General features: G+C 59.8%; 20 protein-coding genes and 1 tRNA gene. 6 read left to right on the top strand and 15 right to left on the bottom strand.

The window, feature by feature from the left end:
• Nucleotides 1-110: 110 nt before the first annotated feature.
• From queE to nadA, 4 genes are all read left to right on the top strand, one after another.
• Entirely contained in the window at nt 111-758 is a 648-nt protein-coding gene (gene queE / locus JUI81_RS16080) for a 7-carboxy-7-deazaguanine synthase QueE (RefSeq protein WP_018926493.1), read from the top strand.
• 1 nt (nt 759) lies between these two features.
• On the top strand, nt 760-1,452 hold the full coding sequence (gene queC / locus JUI81_RS16075) for a 7-cyano-7-deazaguanine synthase QueC (protein ID WP_019581478.1): 693 nt from the start codon (nt 760-762) through the stop codon (nt 1,450-1,452).
• Between the two features lie 63 nt (nt 1,453-1,515).
• Nucleotides 1,516-1,591 (top strand) — tRNA-Lys (locus tag JUI81_RS16070).
• A gap of 262 nt (nt 1,592-1,853) precedes the next feature.
• The gene (nadA, locus tag JUI81_RS16065; RefSeq protein WP_018926491.1) at nt 1,854-2,912 is read left to right on the top strand and encodes a quinolinate synthase NadA; all 1,059 of its coding nucleotides are present in this window, start codon (nt 1,854-1,856) and stop codon (nt 2,910-2,912) included.
• A 61-nt stretch (nt 2,913-2,973) separates the two neighbouring features.
• Here nadA and JUI81_RS16060 read toward each other — a convergent pair whose 3' ends face one another.
• From JUI81_RS16060 to gcvH, 6 genes are all read right to left on the bottom strand, one after another.
• Entirely contained in the window at nt 2,974-3,462 is a 489-nt protein-coding gene (locus JUI81_RS16060; protein WP_028939413.1) for an RDD family protein, read from the bottom strand.
• A gap of 95 nt (nt 3,463-3,557) precedes the next feature.
• Nucleotides 3,558-3,770, bottom strand: coding sequence for a cold-shock protein (locus tag JUI81_RS16055; protein ID WP_007934683.1), 213 nt, complete (start codon nt 3,768-3,770; stop codon nt 3,558-3,560).
• 393 nt (nt 3,771-4,163) lie between these two features.
• Nucleotides 4,164-5,288: a glycine cleavage system aminomethyltransferase GcvT gene (gcvT, locus tag JUI81_RS16050; protein WP_019581476.1), complete on the bottom strand. Its 1,125-nt coding sequence runs from the start codon at nt 5,286-5,288 to the stop codon at nt 4,164-4,166.
• Nucleotides 5,289-5,321: 33 nt separating this feature from the next.
• A complete protein-coding gene (locus tag JUI81_RS16045) occupies nt 5,322-6,698 on the bottom strand; it encodes an L-serine ammonia-lyase (protein WP_018926488.1) in 1,377 nt (458 codons plus the stop codon).
• A 137-nt stretch (nt 6,699-6,835) separates the two neighbouring features.
• On the bottom strand, nt 6,836-9,688 hold the full coding sequence (gcvP, locus tag JUI81_RS16040) for an aminomethyl-transferring glycine dehydrogenase (protein WP_204124646.1): 2,853 nt from the start codon (nt 9,686-9,688) through the stop codon (nt 6,836-6,838).
• Between the two features lie 11 nt (nt 9,689-9,699).
• Entirely contained in the window at nt 9,700-10,074 is a 375-nt protein-coding gene (gcvH, locus tag JUI81_RS16035; protein WP_018926486.1) for a glycine cleavage system protein GcvH, read from the bottom strand.
• On the opposite strand from gcvH, the gene JUI81_RS16030 reads away from it, so the two are divergent.
• The gene (locus JUI81_RS16030) at nt 10,073-10,279 is read left to right on the top strand and encodes a hypothetical protein (protein WP_155954627.1); all 207 of its coding nucleotides are present in this window, start codon (nt 10,073-10,075) and stop codon (nt 10,277-10,279) included. The genes gcvH and JUI81_RS16030 overlap by 2 nt on opposite strands.
• A 172-nt stretch (nt 10,280-10,451) precedes the next feature.
• Here JUI81_RS16030 and JUI81_RS16025 read toward each other — a convergent pair whose 3' ends face one another.
• The 7 genes from JUI81_RS16025 to JUI81_RS15995 form a co-directional block, all read right to left on the bottom strand.
• Nucleotides 10,452-11,960: a sigma-54-dependent transcriptional regulator gene (locus JUI81_RS16025; RefSeq protein WP_028939412.1), complete on the bottom strand. Its 1,509-nt coding sequence runs from the start codon at nt 11,958-11,960 to the stop codon at nt 10,452-10,454.
• Between the two features lie 145 nt (nt 11,961-12,105).
• Entirely contained in the window at nt 12,106-12,465 is a 360-nt protein-coding gene (locus JUI81_RS16020; RefSeq protein WP_018926483.1) for a DUF5064 family protein, read from the bottom strand.
• A gap of 79 nt (nt 12,466-12,544) precedes the next feature.
• Nucleotides 12,545-13,474 carry a carbamate kinase gene (gene arcC, locus JUI81_RS16015; RefSeq protein WP_019581473.1) on the bottom strand — a complete coding sequence of 310 codons (930 nt, stop codon included), beginning with the start codon at nt 13,472-13,474 and terminating at the stop codon, nt 12,545-12,547.
• A gap of 95 nt (nt 13,475-13,569) precedes the next feature.
• Nucleotides 13,570-14,580 carry an ornithine carbamoyltransferase gene (locus JUI81_RS16010; protein ID WP_019581472.1) on the bottom strand — a complete coding sequence of 337 codons (1,011 nt, stop codon included), beginning with the start codon at nt 14,578-14,580 and terminating at the stop codon, nt 13,570-13,572.
• 69 nt (nt 14,581-14,649) lie between these two features.
• A complete protein-coding gene (arcA, locus tag JUI81_RS16005; protein WP_204124645.1) occupies nt 14,650-15,906 on the bottom strand; it encodes an arginine deiminase in 1,257 nt (418 codons plus the stop codon).
• A 51-nt stretch (nt 15,907-15,957) separates the two neighbouring features.
• Complete coding sequence (gene arcD, locus JUI81_RS16000; RefSeq protein ID WP_096480964.1) at nt 15,958-17,385, bottom strand: arginine-ornithine antiporter; 1,428 nt, start codon at nt 17,383-17,385, stop codon at nt 15,958-15,960.
• Between the two features lie 587 nt (nt 17,386-17,972).
• Nucleotides 17,973-19,304, bottom strand: a complete 1,332-nt coding sequence (locus tag JUI81_RS15995; RefSeq protein ID WP_204124644.1) for a CoA transferase — start codon at nt 19,302-19,304, stop codon at nt 17,973-17,975.
• A gap of 476 nt (nt 19,305-19,780) precedes the next feature.
• On the opposite strand from JUI81_RS15995, the gene JUI81_RS15990 reads away from it, so the two are divergent.
• Nucleotides 19,781-20,143: a DUF6124 family protein gene (locus JUI81_RS15990; protein ID WP_019581469.1), complete on the top strand. Its 363-nt coding sequence runs from the start codon at nt 19,781-19,783 to the stop codon at nt 20,141-20,143.
• A gap of 139 nt (nt 20,144-20,282) precedes the next feature.
• Here the strand turns inward: JUI81_RS15990 and JUI81_RS15985 are convergent, their stop codons facing one another.
• Both JUI81_RS15985 and gap read right to left on the bottom strand, forming a co-directional pair.
• Complete coding sequence (locus tag JUI81_RS15985; RefSeq protein WP_204124643.1) at nt 20,283-20,747, bottom strand: methylglyoxal synthase; 465 nt, start codon at nt 20,745-20,747, stop codon at nt 20,283-20,285.
• Nucleotides 20,748-20,765: 18 nt separating this feature from the next.
• Nucleotides 20,766-21,767, bottom strand: a complete 1,002-nt coding sequence (gap, locus tag JUI81_RS15980; protein WP_018926476.1) for a type I glyceraldehyde-3-phosphate dehydrogenase — start codon at nt 21,765-21,767, stop codon at nt 20,766-20,768.
• Nucleotides 21,768-21,960 lie beyond the last annotated feature (193 nt).

Raw genomic sequence — 21,960 nt, 5'->3', positions numbered from 1 at the left:
TTCATGCCCTTTTTATGAAACACGCTTTTTGGGATCTGCGCGTTGGCGGGGTTCCTTGAAGTGCCTGACGGAGGCGGACAGCCTGTTTAGCTGTTACGCCCGTGGCGACTATGCAAGACACATTGAGAATCACCGAAGTTTTCTACTCGTTGCAGGGTGAAACGCGGACTGCCGGGCTGCCCACTGTTTTTGTGCGCCTGACCGGTTGCCCATTGCGTTGCCAATACTGCGACAGCGCCTACGCGTTCACTGGCGGCACCCTCCGCACGCTTGACGACATCCTCGAGCAAGTGGCCGGTTTTCGCCCGCGTTACGTCTGTGTCACGGGCGGTGAGCCCCTGGCGCAACCCAATGCCATTCCCTTGCTCAAGCAGTTGTGTGACGCCGGTTACGAAGTGTCGCTGGAAACCAGTGGTGCTCTGGACATCTCGGCGGTCGATCCACGGGTCAGTCGCGTCGTCGACCTGAAAACCCCGGGTTCGAAAGAAGCCCACCGCAACCGCTACGAGAACATAGAACTGCTCACGCCCAACGATCAGGTGAAGTTTGTCATCTGCTCGCGGGAAGACTATGACTGGGCCGTGTCCAAGCTGATTCAATACGGTTTGAACGAGCGTGCCGGCGAAGTCCTGTTCTCGCCGAGCCACCATGACCTGAATGCACGTGATCTGGCGGACTGGGTGGTGGCGGACAATCTGCCTGTGCGTCTGCAATTGCAGCTGCATAAATATCTTTGGAATGACGAGCCGGGGCGCTGAAATGACTGAACAACTGAACACTGCTGAAAAACGTGCGGTCATCCTGCTGTCCGGCGGCCTGGACTCGGCGACGGTCGTGGCCATGGCCCGTGCCGAAGGCTATAGCTGCTACACCATGAGCTTCGATTATGGTCAGCGCCACCGCGCCGAACTGCAGGCCGCCGAGCGTGTTGCCCGCGACTTGGGTGTGGTCGAGCACAAGGTGATCGGCCTGAACCTGAACGGTATCGGCGGCTCGGCCCTGACCGACAGTTCCATCGACGTACCGGAGGCGCCGAGCGAAGGCATTCCGGTGACTTATGTGCCGGCGCGCAACACGGTGTTTCTGTCCCTGGCGTTGGGATGGGCCGAAGTGCTGGGTGCGCGTGACATCTTTATCGGTGTCAACGCGGTGGATTACTCCGGTTACCCGGATTGCCGTCCCGAGTTCATCGAAGCCTTCGAGCGCATGGCTAATTTGGCGACCAAAGCCGGTGTAGAAGGGAATGGCTTCCGTATCCAGGCGCCCCTGCAGAACCTGAGCAAGGCGCAGATCGTTCAGGCGGGCGTGAAGCTTGGCGTCGATTACGGGCTGACCGTTTCCTGCTATCAGGCGGACGATAACGGCCGTGCTTGCGGTAAATGCGACAGCTGCCGTCTGCGTGCAGAAGGCTTTGCGGCGGCCGGAATCAGCGACCCGACACCTTATTTTTGATTTATTTCAAATTAGGTGTTGAATAGTCCTTAAAAATCAGTATTATACGCGCCACCACACAGCGGGTCGTTAGCTCAGTTGGTAGAGCAGTTGGCTTTTAACCAATTGGTCGTAGGTTCGAATCCCACACGACCCACCATTTTAAAAAATCTGGAAGGCCCACGTAAGTGAGGATTTCCGGGTTTTTTTTTGCCCGCGATTTGAGGTTGTCCTGGTCCGGGATCGCACCGAGTGACGCAGGTCAGAATCATCTTTTGCATCCGCCGGATATTCTGTAGCCTTGCGCAGCTTCAACGCTGTCCGTGCCTGATGAATACTCACTCTCCCGGCGGTACCCCGAAGGGTCCGGAGCCGGGTGTATACTCGACTTTCGCGCGAAAGCGCCTGCAGGTCTTGCGAACATGACGCAGATTTCCGAACGCCTTCTGGTTCAAGCCCACCTCGACGCCAAGCAGCCCAAGCCGCTGACGGCCGAGGAAGAGGCTTATTACCGCACAGCCATCGCAGCCGAGCTCAAAGCTCAGGACGCGGTGCTGGTTGCCCACTTCTATTGCGATCCGGTCATTCAGGCCCTGGCCGAAGAAACCGGTGGCTGCGTCTCCGACTCTCTGGAGATGGCCCGCTTCGGCAATGCTCACCCGGCCAAGACCGTAGTGGTCGCCGGTGTGAAATTCATGGGTGAAACCGCGAAAATCCTCAACCCTGAAAAACGTGTGCTGATGCCGACCCTGGAAGCGACCTGCTCGCTGGACCTGGGTTGCCCGGTGGACGAGTTCTCGGCGTTCTGCGATCAGCACCCGGAACGCACGGTGGTGGTGTATGCCAACACCTCGGCGGCAGTCAAAGCCCGGGCGGATTGGGTGGTGACTTCCAGTTGCGCGCTGGAAATCGTCGAAAGCCTGATGGATAACGGCGAAACCATTATCTGGGGCCCGGACAAGCACCTGGGCACTTACATCCAGCGCCAGACCGGCGCCGACATGCTGCTGTGGGACGGTGCCTGCATCGTTCACGAAGAGTTCAAGGCCAAGCAGCTCGAAGACATGAAAGCGCTGTACCCGGACGCGGCCATTCTGGTGCATCCGGAGTCGCCGACCGCCGTGATCGAATTGGCCGATGCGGTGGGTTCCACCAGTCAGCTGATCGCTGCTGCGCAAAGCCTGCCGAACAAGACCCTGATCGTTGCCACCGACCGCGGCATCTTCTACAAGATGCAGCAGTTGTGCCCGGACAAGGTCTTTATCGAAGCGCCAACGGCTGGTAATGGCGCGGCTTGCCGCAGTTGTGCGCATTGCCCGTGGATGGCGATGAACACCCTTGAACGCACGCTGAAGAGCTTGAAGGAGGGGACCAACGAGATCTTCGTCGACCCGGCGTTGATTCCGCAGGCGATTCGGCCGTTGAAGCGCATGCTCGATTTCACGCAGGCGGCGCGGATGAAGCTGGCGGGTAACGCCTGATTCGTTGGCAGTGAGCCAAAAAAGCGCCCCGGTTTGATCGGGGCGTTTTTGCATCTGAGGATTATTTGGTCTTCTTCGGAATCCGTACCAACTGGGTGTTGGAGTAGATGTCATGCCAGCTGCGCTTCTGTTTGTCGAACAGCGACCAGAAGAAGCCCAGCCCGAGGCATAACCATGACGCGATCGACACCACAAAGCGCAGCAGCGCCTGCCACAGGCTGATGGATGAGCCGTCGGCGTTTTGTACGCGGATGCACCACACCTGCATGCCCAGGGTCTGGCCCGACCAGGTCCAGAACTTGGCGAAGAAGCCGAACAGCACAAACAGCAGCACCGTCGACAGCAGAGGGTCACCGTCCAGCGCGCCGGCTTCGGTCAGGGTGCGCATTCGGTCTTCGCCGATGATCGCCATCTGGATCATCTTGTAAATGCCGCTGGTGACGATCAGCAGGGCAGTGCACAGCAGGAAGTCGTAGAACATCGCTGCCAGGCGACGACCCAGGCCGACGGCGGGGAAGTCGCCTTGGGGTTTGAGCAGGTGTTTCGACATGGCTGCCTCTGAACGGAAAAAGAAGCCATTTTACGGATTTGCGCGCACAAAAAAGCCCCTGATGTCACCATCAGGGGCTTTTTCGTAACAGAAGATTAGCCTTCTGCTTGTACTTCGTCAGCCTGCATGCCTTTCTGGCCTTGCACAGCAACGAACGTCACTTTCTGGCCTTCTTTCAGGCTCTTGAAGCCGTTGCCCTGAATAGCGCGGAAATGCACGAACAGATCCGGACCGCTTTCTGGAGTGATAAAACCAAAACCTTTCTCGTCGTTAAACCACTTGACGGTACCGCTCTGACGTTGGGACATTTCTTATTTCCTTTGACGCAAAAATGAATGACAGTCTCCTTCTCGTGAAAGAGTACTGGGGCTGGTTGCAGGAGAGTAAGAAGACGTCGAACGGGATGTAGCTAACTTGTAGGCTACTGCCCAGGTCACGATTTCCAAGCGACCCATGCAAACACAGTGAACAAACTCTACGCCAACTACGGGAGAAAAAACAAGCCCCGCGAAGGCCCGGATTTCCTCAGGTTGATGGCAATTAGAGTGGTCACTAGTGCGGGCTTATTCGATCGAGTTGTTCATTGCTTTTCGATTGTTATAAGTAGCGTTCATAAACGAAACGTATGCACTATTTTATGGCGGTTGCGTTACAGATTAGTGCACTGTTAACGCAACCGCGTTACTTATAGAAACAGTCAATCAGCCACGATAGTAGCGTTGTGGAACAAATGGCATTTTGCTTACAAGCAAAGGCACCTTTTTCCCACGCACAATGGCCCAAACTGGCGTTTCCAAAACGGTATAAGCGCTGTCGAGGTAACCCATGGCCAAAGGACCGCCCAAGGTCGGACCGAAGCCGCCGCTGCAGACGCTGCCGATGATTTCGCCAGCTTCGTTGACGATCTCTGCACCTTCACGCACCGGTGTACGTTCCTGCGGCAGCAGGCCAACGCGTTTGCGACTGACACCGGTTTGCTGTTGGGCGAACACGGTTTCGGCGCCAGGGAAGCCGCCGGCCCGTGCACCATCGGCACGACGAACCTTGGAGATGGCCCACAACAGGCTTGCTTCGATCGGCGTGGTTTCGGTGTTCATGTCGTGGCCGTAGAGGCACAGGCCGGCTTCCAGGCGCAGGGAATCGCGGGCGCCGAGGCCGATGGCCTCCACTTCCGGTTCGGCCAGCAGGGCGCGAGCCAGCGCTTCGGCGTTGGCCGCCGGTACGGAGATTTCGTAACCGTCTTCACCGGTGTAGCCCGAACGGCTGACAAAGCAGTCCACGCCCAACAGTTTCACGCGGGTGAACTGCATGAAGGTCATCTTCGCAACTTCCGGTGCCAGGCGTGCGAGCACGGTGACGGCAGCCGGGCCTTGCAGAGCGAGCAGGGCACGCTCTTCGAACAGCGGTTCAATGGTGCACTGGTCGCCGATGTGCTTGCGCAGGTGCGCCAAGTCCTGGTCCTTGCAGGCGGCGTTGACCACCAGGAACAGTTCGTCATTACCGAGGTTGGCGACCATCAGGTCGTCGAGGATGCCACCGGCCTCGTTGGTGAACATCGCGTAACGCTGCATGCCCACCGGCAGGTCGATGATGTCCACCGGTACCAGGGTTTCCAGGGCTTTGGCGGCGTTGGCACCGGTCAGGCGGATCTGGCCCATGTGCGACACATCGAACAGCCCGGCCTGATCACGGGTGTGCTGGTGTTCTTTCATCACGCCCAACGGGTATTGCACCGGCATGTCATAACCGGCGAACGGCACCATGCGGGCGCCGAGTTCGAGGTGCAGTGCGTGCAACGGGGTCTTCAACAGTTGTTCGGTGGACATATACAGCTCCTGAAAATAGTGCAGATGCGCGCATCAGCACTCGATAATGTTGACCGCCAAACCGCCACGGGCGGTTTCCTTGTATTTGCTTTTCATGTCGGCGCCGGTCTGGCGCATGGTGCGGATGACCTTGTCGAGGGAGACGAAGTGCTGACCGTCGCCACGCAGGGCCATGCGCACCGCATTGATGGCCTTGACCGAACCCATGGCGTTGCGCTCGATGCAAGGCACTTGCACCAGTCCGCCAATCGGGTCGCAGGTCAGGCCGAGGTTGTGTTCCATGCCGATTTCGGCCGCGTTTTCCACCTGCTGCACCGTACCGCCCAGCACTTCGCACAAGGCGCCGGCCGCCATGGAACATGCAACGCCGACTTCACCCTGACAGCCGACTTCGGCGCCAGAGATCGAGGCGTTTTCCTTGTACAGAATGCCGATCGCAGCAGCTGTCAGTAGAAAACGCACCACGCCGTCTTCGTTGGCACCGGGGATGAAGCGCATGTAGTAATGCAGCACCGCCGGGATAATGCCGGCTGCACCATTGGTGGGCGCAGTGACCACGCGTCCGCCGTTGGCGTTTTCTTCGTTGACCGCCAGGGCGTACAGGTTGACCCAGTCCAGCACCGACAGTGGATCGCGCAGCGACGATTCCGGGTTTTTGCACAGTTGCCGATGCAATGCCGCCGCCCGCCGTTTGACCTTCAGCCCACCGGGCAGGATGCCTTCGTTGCGGCAACCGGCGGCGACGCAGTCTTGCATCACTTGCCAAATCTTCAGCAGCCCGGCGCGGGTTTCCGCTTCCGGGCGCCAGGCGCTTTCGTTGGTCAGCATCACCTGACTGATCGATAAACCGTAAGTGCTGCAGTGACCAAGCAGGTCCTTGGCGCTTTTGAACGGGAAGGTCAGCGGTGTGGCGTCTTCAACGATGCGATCGGCACCGGCCGCGTCTTCATCGACCACGAACCCGCCACCGACCGAGTAATACTCGCGGCTGCGCACTTGCAGGCCGGCTGCGTCGAACGCGCGAAAGATCATGCCGTTGGGGTGATAGGCCAACGGTTTACGAATCATTGCCAGGTGTTCTTTCTCGTTGAACGCGATGCTGTGTTCACCGAGCAGGTTCAAGCGACCGCTGCTGCGAATCTCTTGCAGGCGGGCGGTGACGGTTTCGGTGTCCACGGTGTCCGGGTGTTCGCCTTCCAGGCCCAGCAATACGGCCTTGTCACTGCCGTGGCCTTTGCCGGTGGCGCCGAGCGAGCCGTAGAGCTCGACTTTGACGCAGGTGGTTGCCGATAGCAGCCCTTCACGGCGCAGACCTTCGGCGAAGCGCGCAGCGGCACGCATCGGGCCGACGGTGTGGGAGCTGGAGGGGCCGATACCAATTTTGAACAGGTCGAACACGCTTAACGACATGGTTGTTCTCCGGTTTCTTGTTATGAGGATCGACACAGATCCGATGGGGAACTGCGATCCTATGGGAGCAGGCAAGCCAGCTCCCATAGGGGGAGTGCGGTGTTCTTGAAGGGGGCGAGTAACTCGCCCCCTATAGATCAAGCGTAGCTTTCGATCGACGGGCAGGCGCAGACCAGGTTGCGATCGCCAAACACGTTGTCGACGCGACCGACCGGTGGCCAGTACTTGGCTTCGATCAGCGACGCTACCGGGTAAACGGCTTGCTCGCGGCTGTACGGATGAGTCCACTCGCCGACGATTTCCGCAGCGGTGTGCGGGGCGTTTTTCAGCGGGTTGTCATCCTTGTCCAGCGTGCCGTTTTCCACCGCGCGGATTTCTTCGCGGATGCGGATCATGGCGTCGCAGAAGCGGTCCAGTTCTTCCTTGGATTCGCTTTCGGTCGGCTCGATCATCAACGTGCCGGCCACCGGGAACGACATGGTCGGGGCGTGGAAGCCGAAGTCGATCAGGCGCTTGGCCACGTCATCGACGCTGATGCCGCTGCTGTCTTTCAGCGGACGCAGGTCGAGGATGCATTCGTGCGCCACCAGACCGTTGCTGCCGGTGTACAGCACTGGATAGTGCTCTTCGAGGCGACGGGAAATGTAATTGGCATTCAGGATCGCCAATTGCGAAGCGCGCTTGAGGCCGGCGCCACCCATCATTCGAATGTACATCCAGGTGATCGGCAGAATGCTCGCGCTGCCGAACGGTGCCGCGCAGACCGCGCCTTCCTTGCGTTCCATCTGGGCGTGGCCCGGCAGGAACGGCGTCAGGTGCGACTTGACGCCAATCGGGCCGACGCCCGGGCCGCCACCGCCGTGTGGGATGCAGAAAGTTTTGTGCAGGTTCAGGTGCGATACGTCGCCGCCGAACTTGCCCGGTGCGCAGAGGCCGACCATGGCGTTCATGTTCGCGCCATCGATATACACCTGGCCGCCGTTGTCGTGAATGATGCCGCAGATTTCACGGATGCCTTCTTCGAACACGCCGTGGGTCGACGGGTAGGTGATCATCAGCGCGGCGAGGTGTTCGCGGTGCTCGATGGCCTTGGCACGCAGGTCTTCGATGTCGACGTTGCCGCGGGCATCGCACGCGGTCACAACCACACGCATGCCGGCCATGTTGGCGGTGGCCGGGTTGGTGCCGTGGGCGGACGACGGGATCAGGCAGATGTCGCGACGGTCTTCGCCACGGCTCTGGTGGTAGGCACGAATCGCCAACAGACCGGCGTATTCACCCTGGGAACCGGCGTTCGGTTGCAGGGAGATCGAGTCGTAACCGGTGGCGGCGCAGAGCATCGCTTCCAGTTCATCGGTCAGTTGCTGATAGCCGGCGCTTTGCTCGGCCGGAGCGAACGGGTGCAGGGCACCGAATTCAGCCCAGGTTACCGGGATCATTTCGCTGGCGGCGTTGAGTTTCATGGTGCAGGAACCCAGCGGAATCATGGTGCGATCCAGGGCCAGGTCCTTGTCCGCCAGTTTGCGCAGGTAGCGCATCAGCTCGGTTTCGGAGTGATAACGGTTGAATACCGGGTGGCTGAGGATTGGCGATTGGCGAACCAGTGCGGCCGGGAGGGTGCTTTGGACCGAAGCGGCCAATGCAGCGAAGTCCGGCAGTGCCTTGCCGTCGGCCAGCAGGCTCCACAGGGTTTCGACGTCAGCCTGGCTGCTGGTTTCGTCGAGGGACAGACCCAGACGCTCAGCATCGACCACGCGCAGATTGATCTTCTGCGCATGAGCCTTGTCGTGCAGGGCCGCCGTTTGCGCGCCGGTTTTGATCGTCAAGGTGTCGAAGAAGCTGGTTTGCTCGACGCTCAGGCCCAGTGCGCTCAAGCCTTTGGCGAGGATCGCGGTCAGGTGATGAATGCGATTGGCGATCTGCGTCAGGCCTTTCGGGCCGTGGTACACGGCGTACATGCTGGCGATGTTGGCCAACAGAACCTGAGCGGTGCAGATGTTGCTGGTGGCTTTCTCGCGACGGATATGTTGCTCGCGGGTCTGCATGGCCAGGCGCAGGGCCGGCTTGCCGAAACGGTCCACGGAAACGCCGACCAGACGGCCCGGCATGTCGCGCTTGAACGCATCCTTGGTGGAGAAGTACGCCGCGTGCGGGCCACCGAAGCCCAGCGGAACGCCGAAGCGTTGCGCGCTGCCGATGGCCACGTCGGCGCCGAACTCGCCCGGCGGGGTCAGCACGGTCAGGGCCAGCAGGTCAGCAGCGACCGCGACCAGCGCATTCGCCGCGTGGAAGCGCTCGGTCAGTTCGCGGTAGTCGAACACGTCACCGTTGCTGGCCGGGTATTGCAACAAGGCGCCGAAGAACGGCGTCACGTCGGTCAGTTCACGCTCGTCGCCCACCACAACGTCGATGCCCAAAGGCTCGGCACGGGTGCGCAAAACGTCGAGGGTTTGCGGGTGGCAATGAACGGAGGCGAAGAAGGCGTGGCTGCCTTTGTTCTTGCTCAGGCGTTTGCAGAAGGTCATGGCTTCGGCAGCAGCGGTGGCTTCGTCCAGCAGCGAGGCGTTGGCGATCGGCAGGCCGGTCAGGTCGCTGATCAGGGTCTGGAAGTTCAACAGCGCTTCGAGACGGCCCTGGGAAATTTCTGGCTGGTATGGGGTGTAGGCGGTGTACCAGGCCGGATTTTCCAGCAGGTTGCGCAGGATCGGCGACGGCGTGTGAGTGCCGTAGTAGCCCTGACCGATGTAAGTCTTGAACAGCTGGTTTTTACCGGCGATGGATTTGATCAACGCCAGGGCATCGGCTTCGCTCAGGCCGTCTTCAAGGCCGAGGATGCTGGTGCCTTTGATGCTGTCGGGAATCACGCTGGCGCTCAGGGCTTCCAGGGAATCAAAGCCCAGGCTGTTGAGCATGGCTTGCTCATCACCTGCGCGCGGGCCGATGTGGCGGGTGATGAATTCGTTGGCGGTCGTCAGATTGACTTGAGTCATGTCGGCGCTCCTCAGGCTTGGGCAATCAGACGGTCGTAAGCGTCTTGATCCAGCAGTTGGCCGACAGCCGAGGCGTCGGTTGGCTTGAAGCGGAAGAACCAGCCTTCGCCCAGCGGATCTTCGTTGACCAGTTCAGGGCTGCTATCGAGGGCCGGGTTGGTCTCGACCACTTCTCCGTCCAGAGGCATGTACACACCGCTGGCAGCTTTTACCGATTCCACTGTGGCGGCTTCTGCGCCTTTGTCGTAGGACTGCAGCTCAGGCAGTTGTACGAAAACCACGTCGCCCAGTGCGTTCTGTGCGAAAGCGGTGATGCCGACCGTAACGGTGCCGTCAGCTTCGGTGCGCAGCCATTCGTGATCTTCAGTAAAACGCAACTCGCTCATGGAAACTCCTAAGGGGGCCAGACTCGTCTGGTGGACGCGATGGAATGCAGGGGCAAAAACCCTGCTTTATAGGAGGTTACTAAGCAAAAAGGCGGCCAATGTTATTTTTATGTTTAAAAACAGCAACTTAGATGTTTGCGTAAACCGTTGTGTTTCTGCGGCTGTAGCGAAATCGCTACAGCTTGAAGCAAAGAAAAAAGCCTAGGTGGATCAAAGCCTTGCACGGCGCTGATTGGGAGAGGGTGTATCGATATCATTCCACTGTAGCGCTTTCAGTACAGATGGAGGTCGCTTTTTGGCATGGTTTTGAAGGCGGCAAAAACCTGCGGGAGCGGCGGTCTATGGTGTTTAGAGAGATAGCCTTTCAGCCACAAGCCTCACGGCTTATTGGGAATCCCGTACTTGCGCAACCGATGGGCAATCGCGGTGTGGGAGGTTTGCAGGCGGCTGGCCAGTTGGCGGGTCGAGGGGTAGCTGACGTAGAGCTTTTCCAGCAGGTCCTTCTCGAACGCTTCCATGGCCTGTTCGAGGCTGTCGACCTCGATGTCGCTCTGGCGCGCCACAGAGGTGCCGGCGATGTCGAGGTCGCCAATGTCCACCAGGCTGCTTTCGCAAATCGCCGCGGCGCGGAAGATCACGTTCTGCAATTGCCGCACGTTGCCTGGCCAGCGATTGCCCAGCAGCGCCGGGTAGGTGCCGGGGGCCAGGCGACAGACCGGACGCTGGATCTGCGCGCAGGCCTGCTGCATGAAGTAACGCGCCAGCAGCAGAATGTCCTGGCCGCGCTCGCGCAGGGGCGGGACTTCGACATTCAGCACGTTGAGTCGATAGAACAGGTCTTCGCGGAAAGTGCCTTCGCTGACCATTTTTTCCAGGTCGCGATGGGTCGCGCTGAGGATCCGCACGTTGACCTTCACTTCGCGATCGCCACCAACCCGACGGAAGCTGCCGTCGTTGAGAAAACGCAGCAGTTTCGCCTGCAAATACGGCGACATTTCACCGATCTCGTCGAGAAATACCGTGCCCTGGTTGGCCAGTTCCATCAGCCCCGGCTTGCCGCCCCGCTGTGCCCCGGTGAAGGCACCGGGGGCGTAGCCGAACAGTTCGCTTTCGGCGAGGTTTTCCGGCAGTGCCGCGCAGTTCAAGGCCAGGAACGGCGAACTGTGGCGGGTGCTGATGGCGTGGCAGGCACGGGCCACCAGTTCTTTGCCGGTGCCGGTTTCACCCTGGATCAGCAACGGTGCATCAAGGGCTGCGACGCGTTGGGCGCGGGCCTTGAGCGTACGAATCGCCGGGGATTCGCCGAGCAGGGCATCGAAACCTTCAGCGTGATCGTGGTGCAGCGCCGAGAGGCGTTCACCGATGCGGTTCGGTTGATACAGGGTCAGCAGGGCGCCGGCGTCGGTGATCGGCGTGGCATCCAACAGCAGGGTTTGACCGTTGACGGTGATCTCGCGCAGCGGAAGGCGGAAGCCGTTTTCCAGCAATGTGTCGAGCAGCGCCGGGTCGGCAAACAGCTCGCTGATGCTTTCACCCGCCGGTTCGCGACCGTACAGGGCAATCAGTGCCGGGTTGGCCAGCAGCACCTTGCCGGCGCTGTCCAGGGCCAGCACCGGGTCGGTCATGGCGGCGAGCAGCGCATCGAGCTGCAAGTGACGGCGTTGACCGGGAAGGATGTCGACCACCGTCACCGCTTGCACGCCATGCACGTTGAACAGCGCATCGCGCAGCTCTTCGAGCACGGCCGGGCTCAAGGTCGGGGCGTCGATGTAGACGTTGGGTGGCACCATTTCCACCGCATCCAGATTGAGATTGCGCCCACCGAGCAGGGCCAGGACTTCCTGGGTGATACCGACGCGGTCGATGAAACTGACGTGGATGCGCATGGGGCGGTTTGGTTCTGGAGTGCGGAGGGTGGCAAGTATGCCTTGGGGCGGGCCAATGGTGAAATCCTGTACGGGACTTCATGACAACGATGATCTCCTGTGGGAGCGGGCAAGCCCCGCTCCCACAGGTTCAGCGTTCACCGTTTTATCCCAGGTGTTCAGGTTTGACCGGGTCGCCGGATTTGACGTCGAGTTGGGCCCGCACGTCTTCAAACATTTCGTCGTAGTACTTGTGCATGGCGCCGATGTTGGCGGTCTTGGGCATGCCGTACTTTTGCGCGATGCGCGTGGCGTGGCGGGCAAAGTCGAAGGCCTGGTCCTTGGGCAGATAAAACGCTTCATTCAGCTCCTTGCCCTCGACCGAACCACGCAGCGTGAAGAGCATGCCTTGGCCTTCCTTGGGATCCTGAGCAATTTTGTATTCGATGTGCAGGTTGTAGCTGTAATCGTCCTTGTTCAGCGCATGGCGCTCGATGTGCAGGTGTCCGGGTTCGAACGTAGCCATTGGCGTCTCTCCTTCAAAGGCATTGAATCAGGGCAGACCTCACGCCTGCCCCCCTGCGTTTCTTTCTATTCGTTTCTTTCTATTGATAACTGATGCCAGGCGTCGCAGTGCTGATACGGGTGCCGGCCTTGCCCTGGATGATCGCTTCGATGTCCGAGAGTGAACCGATTACCGCGACTTTCCCAGTATGGCGGGCGAACTCGCAGGCCGCCTGGACCTTTGGTCCCATGGAGCCGGCGGCGAAGCCGAGTTTGTCCATTTCATTTGGGTGAGCCTGGGCGATGGCTTTCTGCGTGGGCTTGCCGAAATCGATGAACGCCGCATTGACGTCAGTGGCGATCACCAACAGATCGCTTTCCAACTGTTCGGCCAGCAACGCCGAACACAGGTCTTTGTCGATCACCGCTTCCACACCCTGCAGTTTGCCGTTGGCGTCGTAGATCGTCGGGATGCCGCCACCACCGGCGCAGATCACGATGCTGCCTTTTTCCAGCAGCCACTTGATCGGGCGGATTTCGAAGATACGTTTGGGTTTCGGGCTGGCGACCACGCGCCGGAACTTGTCACCGTCCGGGGCGATGGCCCAGCCTTTCTCGGCGGCGAGTTTCTCGGCGTCGGCCTTGGAATAGACCGGGCCGATCGGTTTGCTGGGGGCCTGGAACGCCGGGTCGTTGGGGTCGACTTCGACCTGGGTCAGCAGGGTGGCGAAGGGCACTTCGAAGTCCAGCAGGTTGCCCAGTTCCTGTTCGATGATGTAGCCGATCATGCCGTCGGTTTCGGCGCCGAGTACGTCCAGCGGGTAAGGCGAAACCTGGCTGTAGGCCGCCGCTTGCAGCGACAACAGGCCGATCTGCGGACCATTGCCGTGGGCAATCACCAGTTGGTTGCCGGGATGAATCTTGGCGATCTGTTCGGTGGCGATCCGGATGTTGGCGCGCTGGTTGTCCGCGGTCATGGGCTCACCCCGGCGGAGCAGGGCGTTACCGCCCAGAGCAATGACGATACGCATAGTGCAGTCCTTCTAAATAGGGGCGGGCAATCTGATCTCCCTGATGATCGTCCCCACGCTCTGCGTGGGAACGATCATGAGCAAGTGTTCAGCCGTCAGATATCCGCCAGCGCCGACACCAGAATAGCCTTGATGGTGTGCATACGGTTTTCCGCTTGCTCGAAGGCGATGTTGGCCGGCGATTCGAAGACTTCTTCAGTCACTTCAACCCCGTTGGCCAGGTTCGGATAACGCGCGGCGATGTCCTTGCCGACCTTGGTTTCGCTGTTGTGGAACGCCGGCAGGCAGTGCATGAACTTCACGCGCGGGTTGCCCGAGGCCTTCATCATGTCGGCGTTGACCTGGTACGGCAGCAGTTGCTCGATACGCTCGTCCCACGCTTCCACCGGCTCACCCATCGACACCCAGATGTCAGTGTGGATGAAGTCCACGCCCTTGACCGCGGCTTTCGGGTCTTCGGTGATGGTGATGCGCGCGCCGCTCTCTTCGGCGAAGGCTTTGCACTGATCGATGAAGTCCTGATGTGGCCACAGCGCTTTCGGCGCGGCGATGCGCACGTCCATGCCGAGTTTGGCGCCGATCATCAGCAACGAATTGCCCATGTTGTAGCGCGCATCGCCGAGGTAGGCGTAGCTGATGTCGTGCAGCGGTTTGTCGCTGTGTTCGCGCATGGTCAGGGTGTCGGCGATCATTTGCGTCGGGTGGAATTCAGCGGTCAGGCCGTTGAACACCGGTACGCCGGCGAACTTGGCCAGCTCTTCGACGATTTCCTGTTCGAAGCCGCGGTACTCGATGGCGTCGAACATCCGCCCCAGCACGCGGGCGGTGTCCTTCATGCTTTCCTTGTGGCCGATCTGCGATGACACCGGGTCGATGTAGGTGACGTGGGCGCCCTGGTCATGGGCCGCGACTTCGAAGGCGCACCGGGTGCGGGTCGAGGTTTTTTCGAAGATCAGCGCGATGTTCTTGCCTTGCAGGTGCGGACGCTCGGTGCCGGTGTATTTGGCGCGCTTGAGGTCGCGGGACAGGTCCAGCAGGTAGTGCAACTCGCGAGTGGTGTGGTGCATCAGCGAGAGCAGGCTGCGGTTGCGCATGTTGAAAGCCATGATTGGATCTCCTTGGGTTTCGGTTATCCCCTCGGCCGTGCTGGATAAGCATCGGCCAAGGCTCGAAAGTTAATAATCGATAGGGTCGCGAATGATCGGGCAGGTCATGCAGTGGCCACCGCCACGCCCGCGCCCGAGCTCACTGGCGCTGATGGTGATGACCTCGACGCCGGCCTTGCGCAGCAGGGTGTTGGTGTAGGTGTTGCGGTCGTAGCCGATGACCACGCCTGGCTCCACCGCCACCACGTTGTTGCCGTCGTCCCATTGCTCGCGTTCGGCGGCAAAGGCGTTACCGCCGGTTTCGACGACACGCAGCGCCTTGAGGTTGAGGGCCTTGGCCACGGTGTCGAGGAAGCTGGTTTCTTCACGGCGCACGTCGATGCCGCCCGGTTTGCTTTCATCGGGGCGCAGGCTGAAGGCGACGATCTGCTTCACCACTTCCGGGAAAATCGTCACCAGGTCGCGGTCGCAGAAGCTGAACACGGTGTCCAGGTGCATCGCCGCGCGGGATTTCGGCAGGCCGGCGACGATGACTCGTTCCACGGCTTTGTTCTTGAACAGGTTGACCGCCAATTGGCCGATGGCCTGGCGGGACGAGCGCTCGCCCATGCCGATCAATACCACGCCGTTGCCGATCGGCATCACGTCACCGCCCTCAAGGGTAGCGTTGCCGTGGTCCTGGTCGGGGTCGCCGTACCAGATCTGGAAGTCGGCGTTGGTGAACTGCGGGTGGAATGTGTAGATGGCGGTGGCCAGCAAGGTTTCCTGACGACGCGCCGGCCAGTGCATCGGGTTCAGGGTCACGCCGCCATAGATCCAGCAGGTGGTGTCGCGGGTGAACTGGGTGTTGGGCAGCGGCGGCAGAATGAAGCTGGAATGACCGAGGAAGTCGCGGAACATCTGAATGGTCTTGCCACCGAAACTGTCCGGCAGGTCATCGGCGGAAACCCCGCCGATGAGGAATTCGGCGATCTTGCGTGGCTCCAGGCTACGCAGCCAGGCCCCCACTTCATGGACCAGGCCGAGGCCGACCGAATTGGCGGTGATCTTGCGTTCCAGAATCCAGTCCAGCGCTTCAGGCATCGCGACGATGTCGGTCAGCAGGTTGTGCATTTCCAGCACGTCGACACCACGCTCGCGCATCTTGGTGACGAAGTCGAAGTGGTCGCGCTTGGCCTGGGCGACCCACAGCACATCATCGAACAGCAGTTCGTCGCAGTTGTTCGGGGTCAGCCGCTGGTGGGCCAGGCCGGGGGAGCAAACCATGACTTTGCGCAGTTTGCCGGCTTCGGAATGGACGCCGTACTTAACTTTTTCCGTGGTCATTACCGTGTTCCTCCAGATCAAAACATTCAGGTGCTGCTTTTCATTACAGTGCTAAAGGGTCAGAAAGCCGGCATACAGCCCATAGGCCGCCACCAGGGCGCCTACGACGACGGCGGCGAAAATCAGCTTCTCGACGTTAGTGAAAACCGGTTTGTCGACTTCAAGTTTGGCCTTGGCGAACAGGATCGCACCGGGGGCATACAGCAGGGCGGAGAGCAGCAGGTATTTGACGCCGCCGGCGTACAGCAGCCAGATCGCGTAGATCAACGCGATGCCACCGACGATCAAATCTTTTCTGCGTTCGGCCAGGGCGTTTTCATAGCTCTCGCCGCGTACCGCCAGCAGCACGGCATAAGCCGCCGACCACAGGTACGGCACCAGAATCATCGAAGTGGCGAGGTAGATCAGCGACAGGTAAGTGCTGGCCGAAAACAGCGTGATGATCAGAAACAGCTGCACCATCGCGTTGGTCAGCCACAGCGCGTTGGCCGGTACCTGGTTGGCGTTTTCACGGCGCAAAAACGCCGGCATGGTGTGGTCCTTGGCGGCAGCGAACATGATCTCCGCGCACAGCAGCACCCACGACAGCAACGCCCCGAGCAAGGAAATGACCAGGCCGACGCTGATCAGCACCGCGCCCCAATGACCGACCACATGTTCCAGCACCGCGGCCATCGAGGGGTTCTGCAGTTTCGCCAACGCAGGTTGGGTCATGATCCCCAGAGACAACACGTTCACCAGCATCAGGAACAGCAGCACGGTGATGAAGCCGATGACGGTGGCTTTACCCACGTCGCTGCGTACTTCGGCACGGGCCGAGAAGATGCTCGCGCCTTCGATGCCGATGAACACCCACACGGTGACCAGCATCATGTTGCGCACCTGGTTCATCACACTGCCCAGGTCTGGGTTTTTGATGCCCCAGATGTCGGCGGTAAAGATCTCCAGTTTGAACGCGAACAAGGCGATCAACACGAACAGCAGCAGCGGTACGACCTTGGCGACGGTGGTCACCAGGTTGATGAACGCCGCTTCCTTGATTCCCCGTAACACCAGAAAGTGCACGGCCCAAAGCAGCAGCGAGGCGCCGATGACGGCAGCAACGGTGTTGCCTTCGCCGAAGATCGGAAAGAAATAACCGAGGGTGCTGAACAACAGAACGAAGTAACCCACATTGCCCAGCCAGGCACTGATCCAGTATCCCCAGGCAGACGAGAAACCCATGTAGTCGCCGAAACCGGCCTTGGCGTAGGCATAAACACCACCATCCAGCTCAGGCTTGCGATTGGCCAGGGTCTGGAAGACGAAAGCGAGGGTCAACATGCCCACTGCGGTGATTACCCAACCAATAAGAACAGCACCGACATCAGCACTGGCGGCCATGTTCTGGGGCAAAGAGAAGATTCCGCCACCAATCATTGAACCGACCACTAAAGCAACGAGCGCACCGAGTTTCAGTTTTCCGGGGGATTCAGACATCGCATGACTCCAGTGCAGGAGAAGAGAGACAACAGAGTAGTTCTGCTGGCTGTTCAATCAGCTGACATAGATCAGTGCATGGGCACATTCCATTGTTAATGAAAGACTTATGTATCTTTCTCGGGCACAAGGCCTTAATGCGATCTGTAGCAGCTGCCGAAGGCTGCGTTCGGCTGCGAAGCAGTCGTCAAATAAACCATTGCGGTGCGTCAAATACACCACGGCAACCGGACTCACGACTGCTGCGCAGCCGAACGCAGGCTTCGCCAGCTGCTACAAAGAATGCGTAGCGACTGAAATGCTTAAGTGAATAGCATTACGAAGTTAGTTTGTTTCTGCGGATTTATCAGGTGCGCGGTATAAAACTCTTTACTGGTCGAATCTATAGATTATTCGGCTATAAATAAAAGGCACTGATCAGGATTAATGAATAAACGTTATTTGGTTTTATCTGTTTAGTTAAAAAACAACTACGTGACGATGTTTGCGGTGACTGTTCGGGCCTCTTCGCGGGCAAGCCTCGCTCCTACAGATGTACAGCGGTGATCCTGTAGGAGCGAGGCTTGCCCGCGAAAGCTATCTGATGATCACCACCACTGCGCGCGATGGGCGCCCAGTTCCCCGGCCGGCAGCGCCCATTGCAGTGGCGTCCCGGTGATCTTCAACGGCACCTGCAACCGATGGGCCGGTCCCCACGGCGTTTGCTCAATCAACATCCCTTGATCGAGGTCATCCTCTGCGCGCAATGGCTCGTTGGTTCCGGCGCCATGTTCGATCAACAGCTTCGCCGTCCGTGCCAGCGACAACCGCGCAGAACCACCGTGCCCCAATAGCTTGATCGCACTGGCCGCCATTAAATACCCGGTGGCGTGATCAAGGGCCTGGACCGGCAGTGGTGTCGGTTTATCCGCCTTCTTCCAGTGCATGCCCGCGTCGGCAATCCCGCTGCTCATCTGCACCAGGCTGTCGAAGCCGCGGCGGTTCTGCCAAGGGCCGCTCCAGCCGTAAGCGTTGAGGCAAACATCGATCAGGCCGGGGGCCAGTGCCTGGCGTTGGGCGATGCCGTAACCCAGGCGTTCCAAGGCATCGGCGCGGTAGCCGTGGAGCAGGATGTCGGCGTCCTTGAGTAGGCTTTCGAACACCGCGCGATCGGCTTTGTCGTGCAGATCCAGGCGCGCACAGCGTTTGCCCAAGGTGACTTCCGGCACCACCCCCGGTTCGTTCCAGGTCGGTGGGTCGATGCGCAGCACATCGGCGCCGAGCCCGGCGAGGAAGCGGCTGGCGATCGGGCCGGCGAGTACTCGCGTGAGGTCCAGCACCTTGATCCCGGCCAACGGTTGCGCCACCGAGCCTTTCCACGGTTTGGCGTTCTGGCTGCCATCGGCGCTGAATTGGATCAACGGTTCGGCGTTCACGGCTTGACCTTGGGGGTGAGCTTGCCATTGCTTCCAACTGCGCATTTCGGCGGCGCATCCACCGGCCGCGACCACCGCTTGTTCCAGATCGCTTTTCGCCCACTGAGCCACTTTGCTCGCCATCGCTGCGCGGTCGGCACAGGCGCCGAGCACTGATTCAGCAGCGGCGCGGTGATGGGGCGCGTTGGTGTGCAGGCGGATCCAGCCGTCCTTGGTCGCGTAGTCGCCGGCGACCGGGTCCCACAGCGGCGGGACGCTCCAGCCCATGGGGCGGATCGAGGTGGCGAACCAGAACGACGCCAGGCGGCGGTCGACTTCAAGGGTGGGCAAGCGACCGGTTTGTTGATGCAGCAGTTCGCTGGCGGCCTGGCCGGCGGCAGCAATGCTGGCGCAAGCCAGATCGGTCACGGCAAACGCCGAGGGCAGGGCGCCGCTCGAGGTGAACGGGATTGGGGTGTGGGGCAAGCCGAGTGCGGCTTGAATGGACGTGAGTAAATCAGTCATCGAAGGCCCTCCGGAGCGAGAGCCCGAGCATAGTTCAAAAAGACGGCTCGGCCAGATGAAATCCTGTGGGAGCAAGACCGATCTGTCAGGGTATTCATCGATTTCCGAGCGCCAATACACACGATCCAGAATGAATGTTTAACGACACCCTGTGTTACGTCCTAAAGCCCACGAAACCTTGCGCCGTTGCCTACGCCTGCGCCAGAATCCGCCGGCTTGTGCGCCTTGGGGCCGGTCGGTAACTTGATTCGCATCACTGATTCCCAGTGATCGGGTTTAGCAGCCCGGCTGTGTTAGCTCCCGGTTGCATAAGTCTCATCCAGTCAGGCATTCGCCTGTGCTCGATGGTGGCTGTGCGCATGGCACCTTCGGGTGCGCCGGGTTTTGGGAGCTTACCGGTCTGCTAACTTGCGCATAGCCGCCACCCATCCGTTTAGCAGCGAGACGGACGCGGCCTTACTAGAGGTAAGTATCCCATGTTCAAAGTAACGCCAAACCCACCGCTCACCGACCCGGTCTCCCCCTACGAATCCCCCGATTCCAGAAAACTCAACGAAGCCGCCGAGCGCGCCCTCGACCATTACCTCAAGCCGGCGGCCACGGTCATGGCCTCACCCTACCAACCCAACAAGCTGTACATGGCCAACCCGGCGGCCGCCACCGAGCCGATGCTGGTCAACGCCAGCGAAACCCTGGGCTCGGCCACCGTCATGCTCAACGACTTCGCGGCTTTGCTTGAAGGCACTCACCGCAAAACCTTGCTGGGCATCGCGCAGGTGGTGATGCTGGCTGAACTGGCGGTCAATCAGGTGCTGGACAAGGTAGTGCCGACTGAGTAATTCCCAGTGGCCGGGGGGACTGTTGGCTGAGTTCAGAGTTTGAGTTGGCTGACTTGACGCCTTCGCGGGCAAGCCTCGCTCCTACGAGGATATGCAATCCCCTGTGGGGCTGCTGCCACAGGGGAATTGTTCCAGCGCTTTACCCACGCCCCTGCAGATAGGTTGCGTAATCCGGGATGCGGTGTTCGTGAGCCTGATCCATCAACGGGCTGCTGAGCAGGTAGTCGGCGCTGCATTCGTTGCAGGCCACGGGGATGTTCCACACCGCCGCGACCCGCAGTAATGCCTTGATGTCCGGGTCGTGGGGCTGCGGTTCGAACGGGTCCCAGAAGAACACCAGCATGTCGACCCGCTGCTCGGCGATTTGCGCGCCGAGTTGCTGGTCGCCGCCCAGTGGACCGCTGATCATGCTTTCCACCGACAGGCCGAGGCGTTGTTGCAACAACAACCCCGTGGTGCCGGTGGCGACCAGTTCATGCTGCGCGAGTTTGTCTTTCTGCCGCTCGGCCCAGTCCAGCAAAAACACTTTGCAGTGGTCATGGGCGACCAGGGCGATACGCTTGCGCGCTGCCATGGTCTTTTGCGTAAAGCTGATACCGATCATCGGTTGCTGCTCCACGGTTTACTCGGCGTTGCAGAGTGCCAGGCAGTTATCGAGCATGCGGTTGGAGAAGCCCCACTCGTTGTCGTACCAGGCCAGCACTTTGAGCAGCTTGCCGCTGGACTTGGTGTGGTTGGCGTCGAAGATCGACGACAGTGGGTTGTGGTTGAAGTCGCTGGATACCAGCGGCAGGGCGTTGTAGCCGAGAATCTTCGAGTGCTGGCTGGCTTGTTTGAGCAGCGCATTCACTTCATCGGCCGACGCTTCGCGCTTGAGCTGCACGGTCAGGTCCACCAGCGACACGTTGATCACCGGAACACGCACTGCCATGCCGGTCAGTTTGCCCGCCAGGTCCGGCAGCACCAGGCCTACCGCTTCAGCGGCGCCGGTCTTGCTCGGGATCATGTTCTGGGTGGCGGAACGGGCGCGGTACGGGTCGGTGTGGTAGACGTCGGTCAGGTTCTGGTCGTTGGTGTAGGCATGGATGGTGGTCATCAGACCGCTTTCGATGCCCAGCTCGCGGTGCAGCACCTGGGCCACCGGGGCCAGGCAGTTGGTGGTGCACGAGGCGTTGGAGATGATCTGGTGCGACTGGCGCAGAATGTCGTGGTTAACCCCATAAACCACAGTGGCGTCGGCGCCTTTGGCCGGGGCCGAGATAATCACTTTACGTGCGCCGGCCGTAATATGGGCGGCGGCTTTGGCGCGGTCGGTGAACAGACCAGTGCATTCGAATACGACGTCGACCTTCTCCGCGGCCCAAGGCAATTCGGCCGGGTTGCGAATGGCGCTGACCGAAATACGGTCGCCGTTGACGGTCAGGCTTTCCTGATCGTGCTGGACATCGGCATCGAATGTGCCGTGAACGGTGTCGTATTTCAGGAGGTGAGCATTCATCGAGCTGTCGCCCAGGTCGTTGATTGCCACGATCTGCAGATCCTGGCGATAGCCTTGGGTATACAGTGCGCGCAGGACATTACGGCCGATACGGCCAAAACCATTGATTGCGATTCGAAGAGTCATTTACAGCGCCGCCGTCGTTTTGTTGTTGGAATTACAAGATTATTCGCAAAAAAATAGAAAACAAGCCTTTTTAGTGGCAATATTTTGTTTTATCTACAACGAGTGACCTGAATCAACTGGTCCGAATGATCAAGAAAGCCGTCTGTCATCCCGATCACAACGGCGTTTGATCAGCATAGACAATCAGGTCGCC

The sequence above is a fragment of the Pseudomonas sp. 008 genome (assembly GCF_016861935.1).
In the GTDB taxonomy this organism is placed as follows: domain Bacteria; phylum Pseudomonadota; class Gammaproteobacteria; order Pseudomonadales; family Pseudomonadaceae; genus Aquipseudomonas.
This window is presented reverse-complemented; position numbering and strand designations above follow the sequence as displayed.

What these genes read in the sequence shown, in the direction of transcription:
- queE (WP_018926493.1), top strand. Translation starts at nt 111, where the DNA reads ATGCAAGACACATTGAGAATCACCGAAGTTTTCTACTCGTTGCAGGGT.
- queC (WP_019581478.1), top strand. Translation starts at nt 760, where the DNA reads ATGACTGAACAACTGAACACTGCTGAAAAACGTGCGGTCATCCTGCTG.
- nadA (WP_018926491.1), top strand. Translation starts at nt 1,854, where the DNA reads ATGACGCAGATTTCCGAACGCCTTCTGGTTCAAGCCCACCTCGACGCC.
- JUI81_RS16060 (WP_028939413.1), bottom strand. Translation starts at nt 3,462, where the DNA reads ATGTCGAAACACCTGCTCAAACCCCAAGGCGACTTCCCCGCCGTCGGC.
- JUI81_RS16055 (WP_007934683.1), bottom strand. Translation starts at nt 3,770, where the DNA reads ATGTCCCAACGTCAGAGCGGTACCGTCAAGTGGTTTAACGACGAGAAA.
- gcvT (WP_019581476.1), bottom strand. Translation starts at nt 5,288, where the DNA reads ATGTCCACCGAACAACTGTTGAAGACCCCGTTGCACGCACTGCACCTC.
- JUI81_RS16045 (WP_018926488.1), bottom strand. Translation starts at nt 6,698, where the DNA reads ATGTCGTTAAGCGTGTTCGACCTGTTCAAAATTGGTATCGGCCCCTCC.
- gcvP (WP_204124646.1), bottom strand. Translation starts at nt 9,688, where the DNA reads ATGACTCAAGTCAATCTGACGACCGCCAACGAATTCATCACCCGCCAC.
- JUI81_RS16030 (WP_155954627.1), top strand. Translation starts at nt 10,073, where the DNA reads ATGGAAACTCCTAAGGGGGCCAGACTCGTCTGGTGGACGCGATGGAAT.
- gcvH (WP_018926486.1), bottom strand. Translation starts at nt 10,074, where the DNA reads ATGAGCGAGTTGCGTTTTACTGAAGATCACGAATGGCTGCGCACCGAA.
- JUI81_RS16025 (WP_028939412.1), bottom strand. Translation starts at nt 11,960, where the DNA reads ATGCGCATCCACGTCAGTTTCATCGACCGCGTCGGTATCACCCAGGAA.
- JUI81_RS16020 (WP_018926483.1), bottom strand. Translation starts at nt 12,465, where the DNA reads ATGGCTACGTTCGAACCCGGACACCTGCACATCGAGCGCCATGCGCTG.
- arcC (WP_019581473.1), bottom strand. Translation starts at nt 13,474, where the DNA reads ATGCGTATCGTCATTGCTCTGGGCGGTAACGCCCTGCTCCGCCGGGGT.
- JUI81_RS16010 (WP_019581472.1), bottom strand. Translation starts at nt 14,580, where the DNA reads ATGGCTTTCAACATGCGCAACCGCAGCCTGCTCTCGCTGATGCACCAC.
- arcA (WP_204124645.1), bottom strand. Translation starts at nt 15,906, where the DNA reads ATGACCACGGAAAAAGTTAAGTACGGCGTCCATTCCGAAGCCGGCAAA.
- arcD (WP_096480964.1), bottom strand. Translation starts at nt 17,385, where the DNA reads ATGTCTGAATCCCCCGGAAAACTGAAACTCGGTGCGCTCGTTGCTTTA.
- JUI81_RS15995 (WP_204124644.1), bottom strand. Translation starts at nt 19,304, where the DNA reads ATGACTGATTTACTCACGTCCATTCAAGCCGCACTCGGCTTGCCCCAC.
- JUI81_RS15990 (WP_019581469.1), top strand. Translation starts at nt 19,781, where the DNA reads ATGTTCAAAGTAACGCCAAACCCACCGCTCACCGACCCGGTCTCCCCC.
- JUI81_RS15985 (WP_204124643.1), bottom strand. Translation starts at nt 20,747, where the DNA reads ATGATCGGTATCAGCTTTACGCAAAAGACCATGGCAGCGCGCAAGCGT.
- gap (WP_018926476.1), bottom strand. Translation starts at nt 21,767, where the DNA reads ATGACTCTTCGAATCGCAATCAATGGTTTTGGCCGTATCGGCCGTAAT.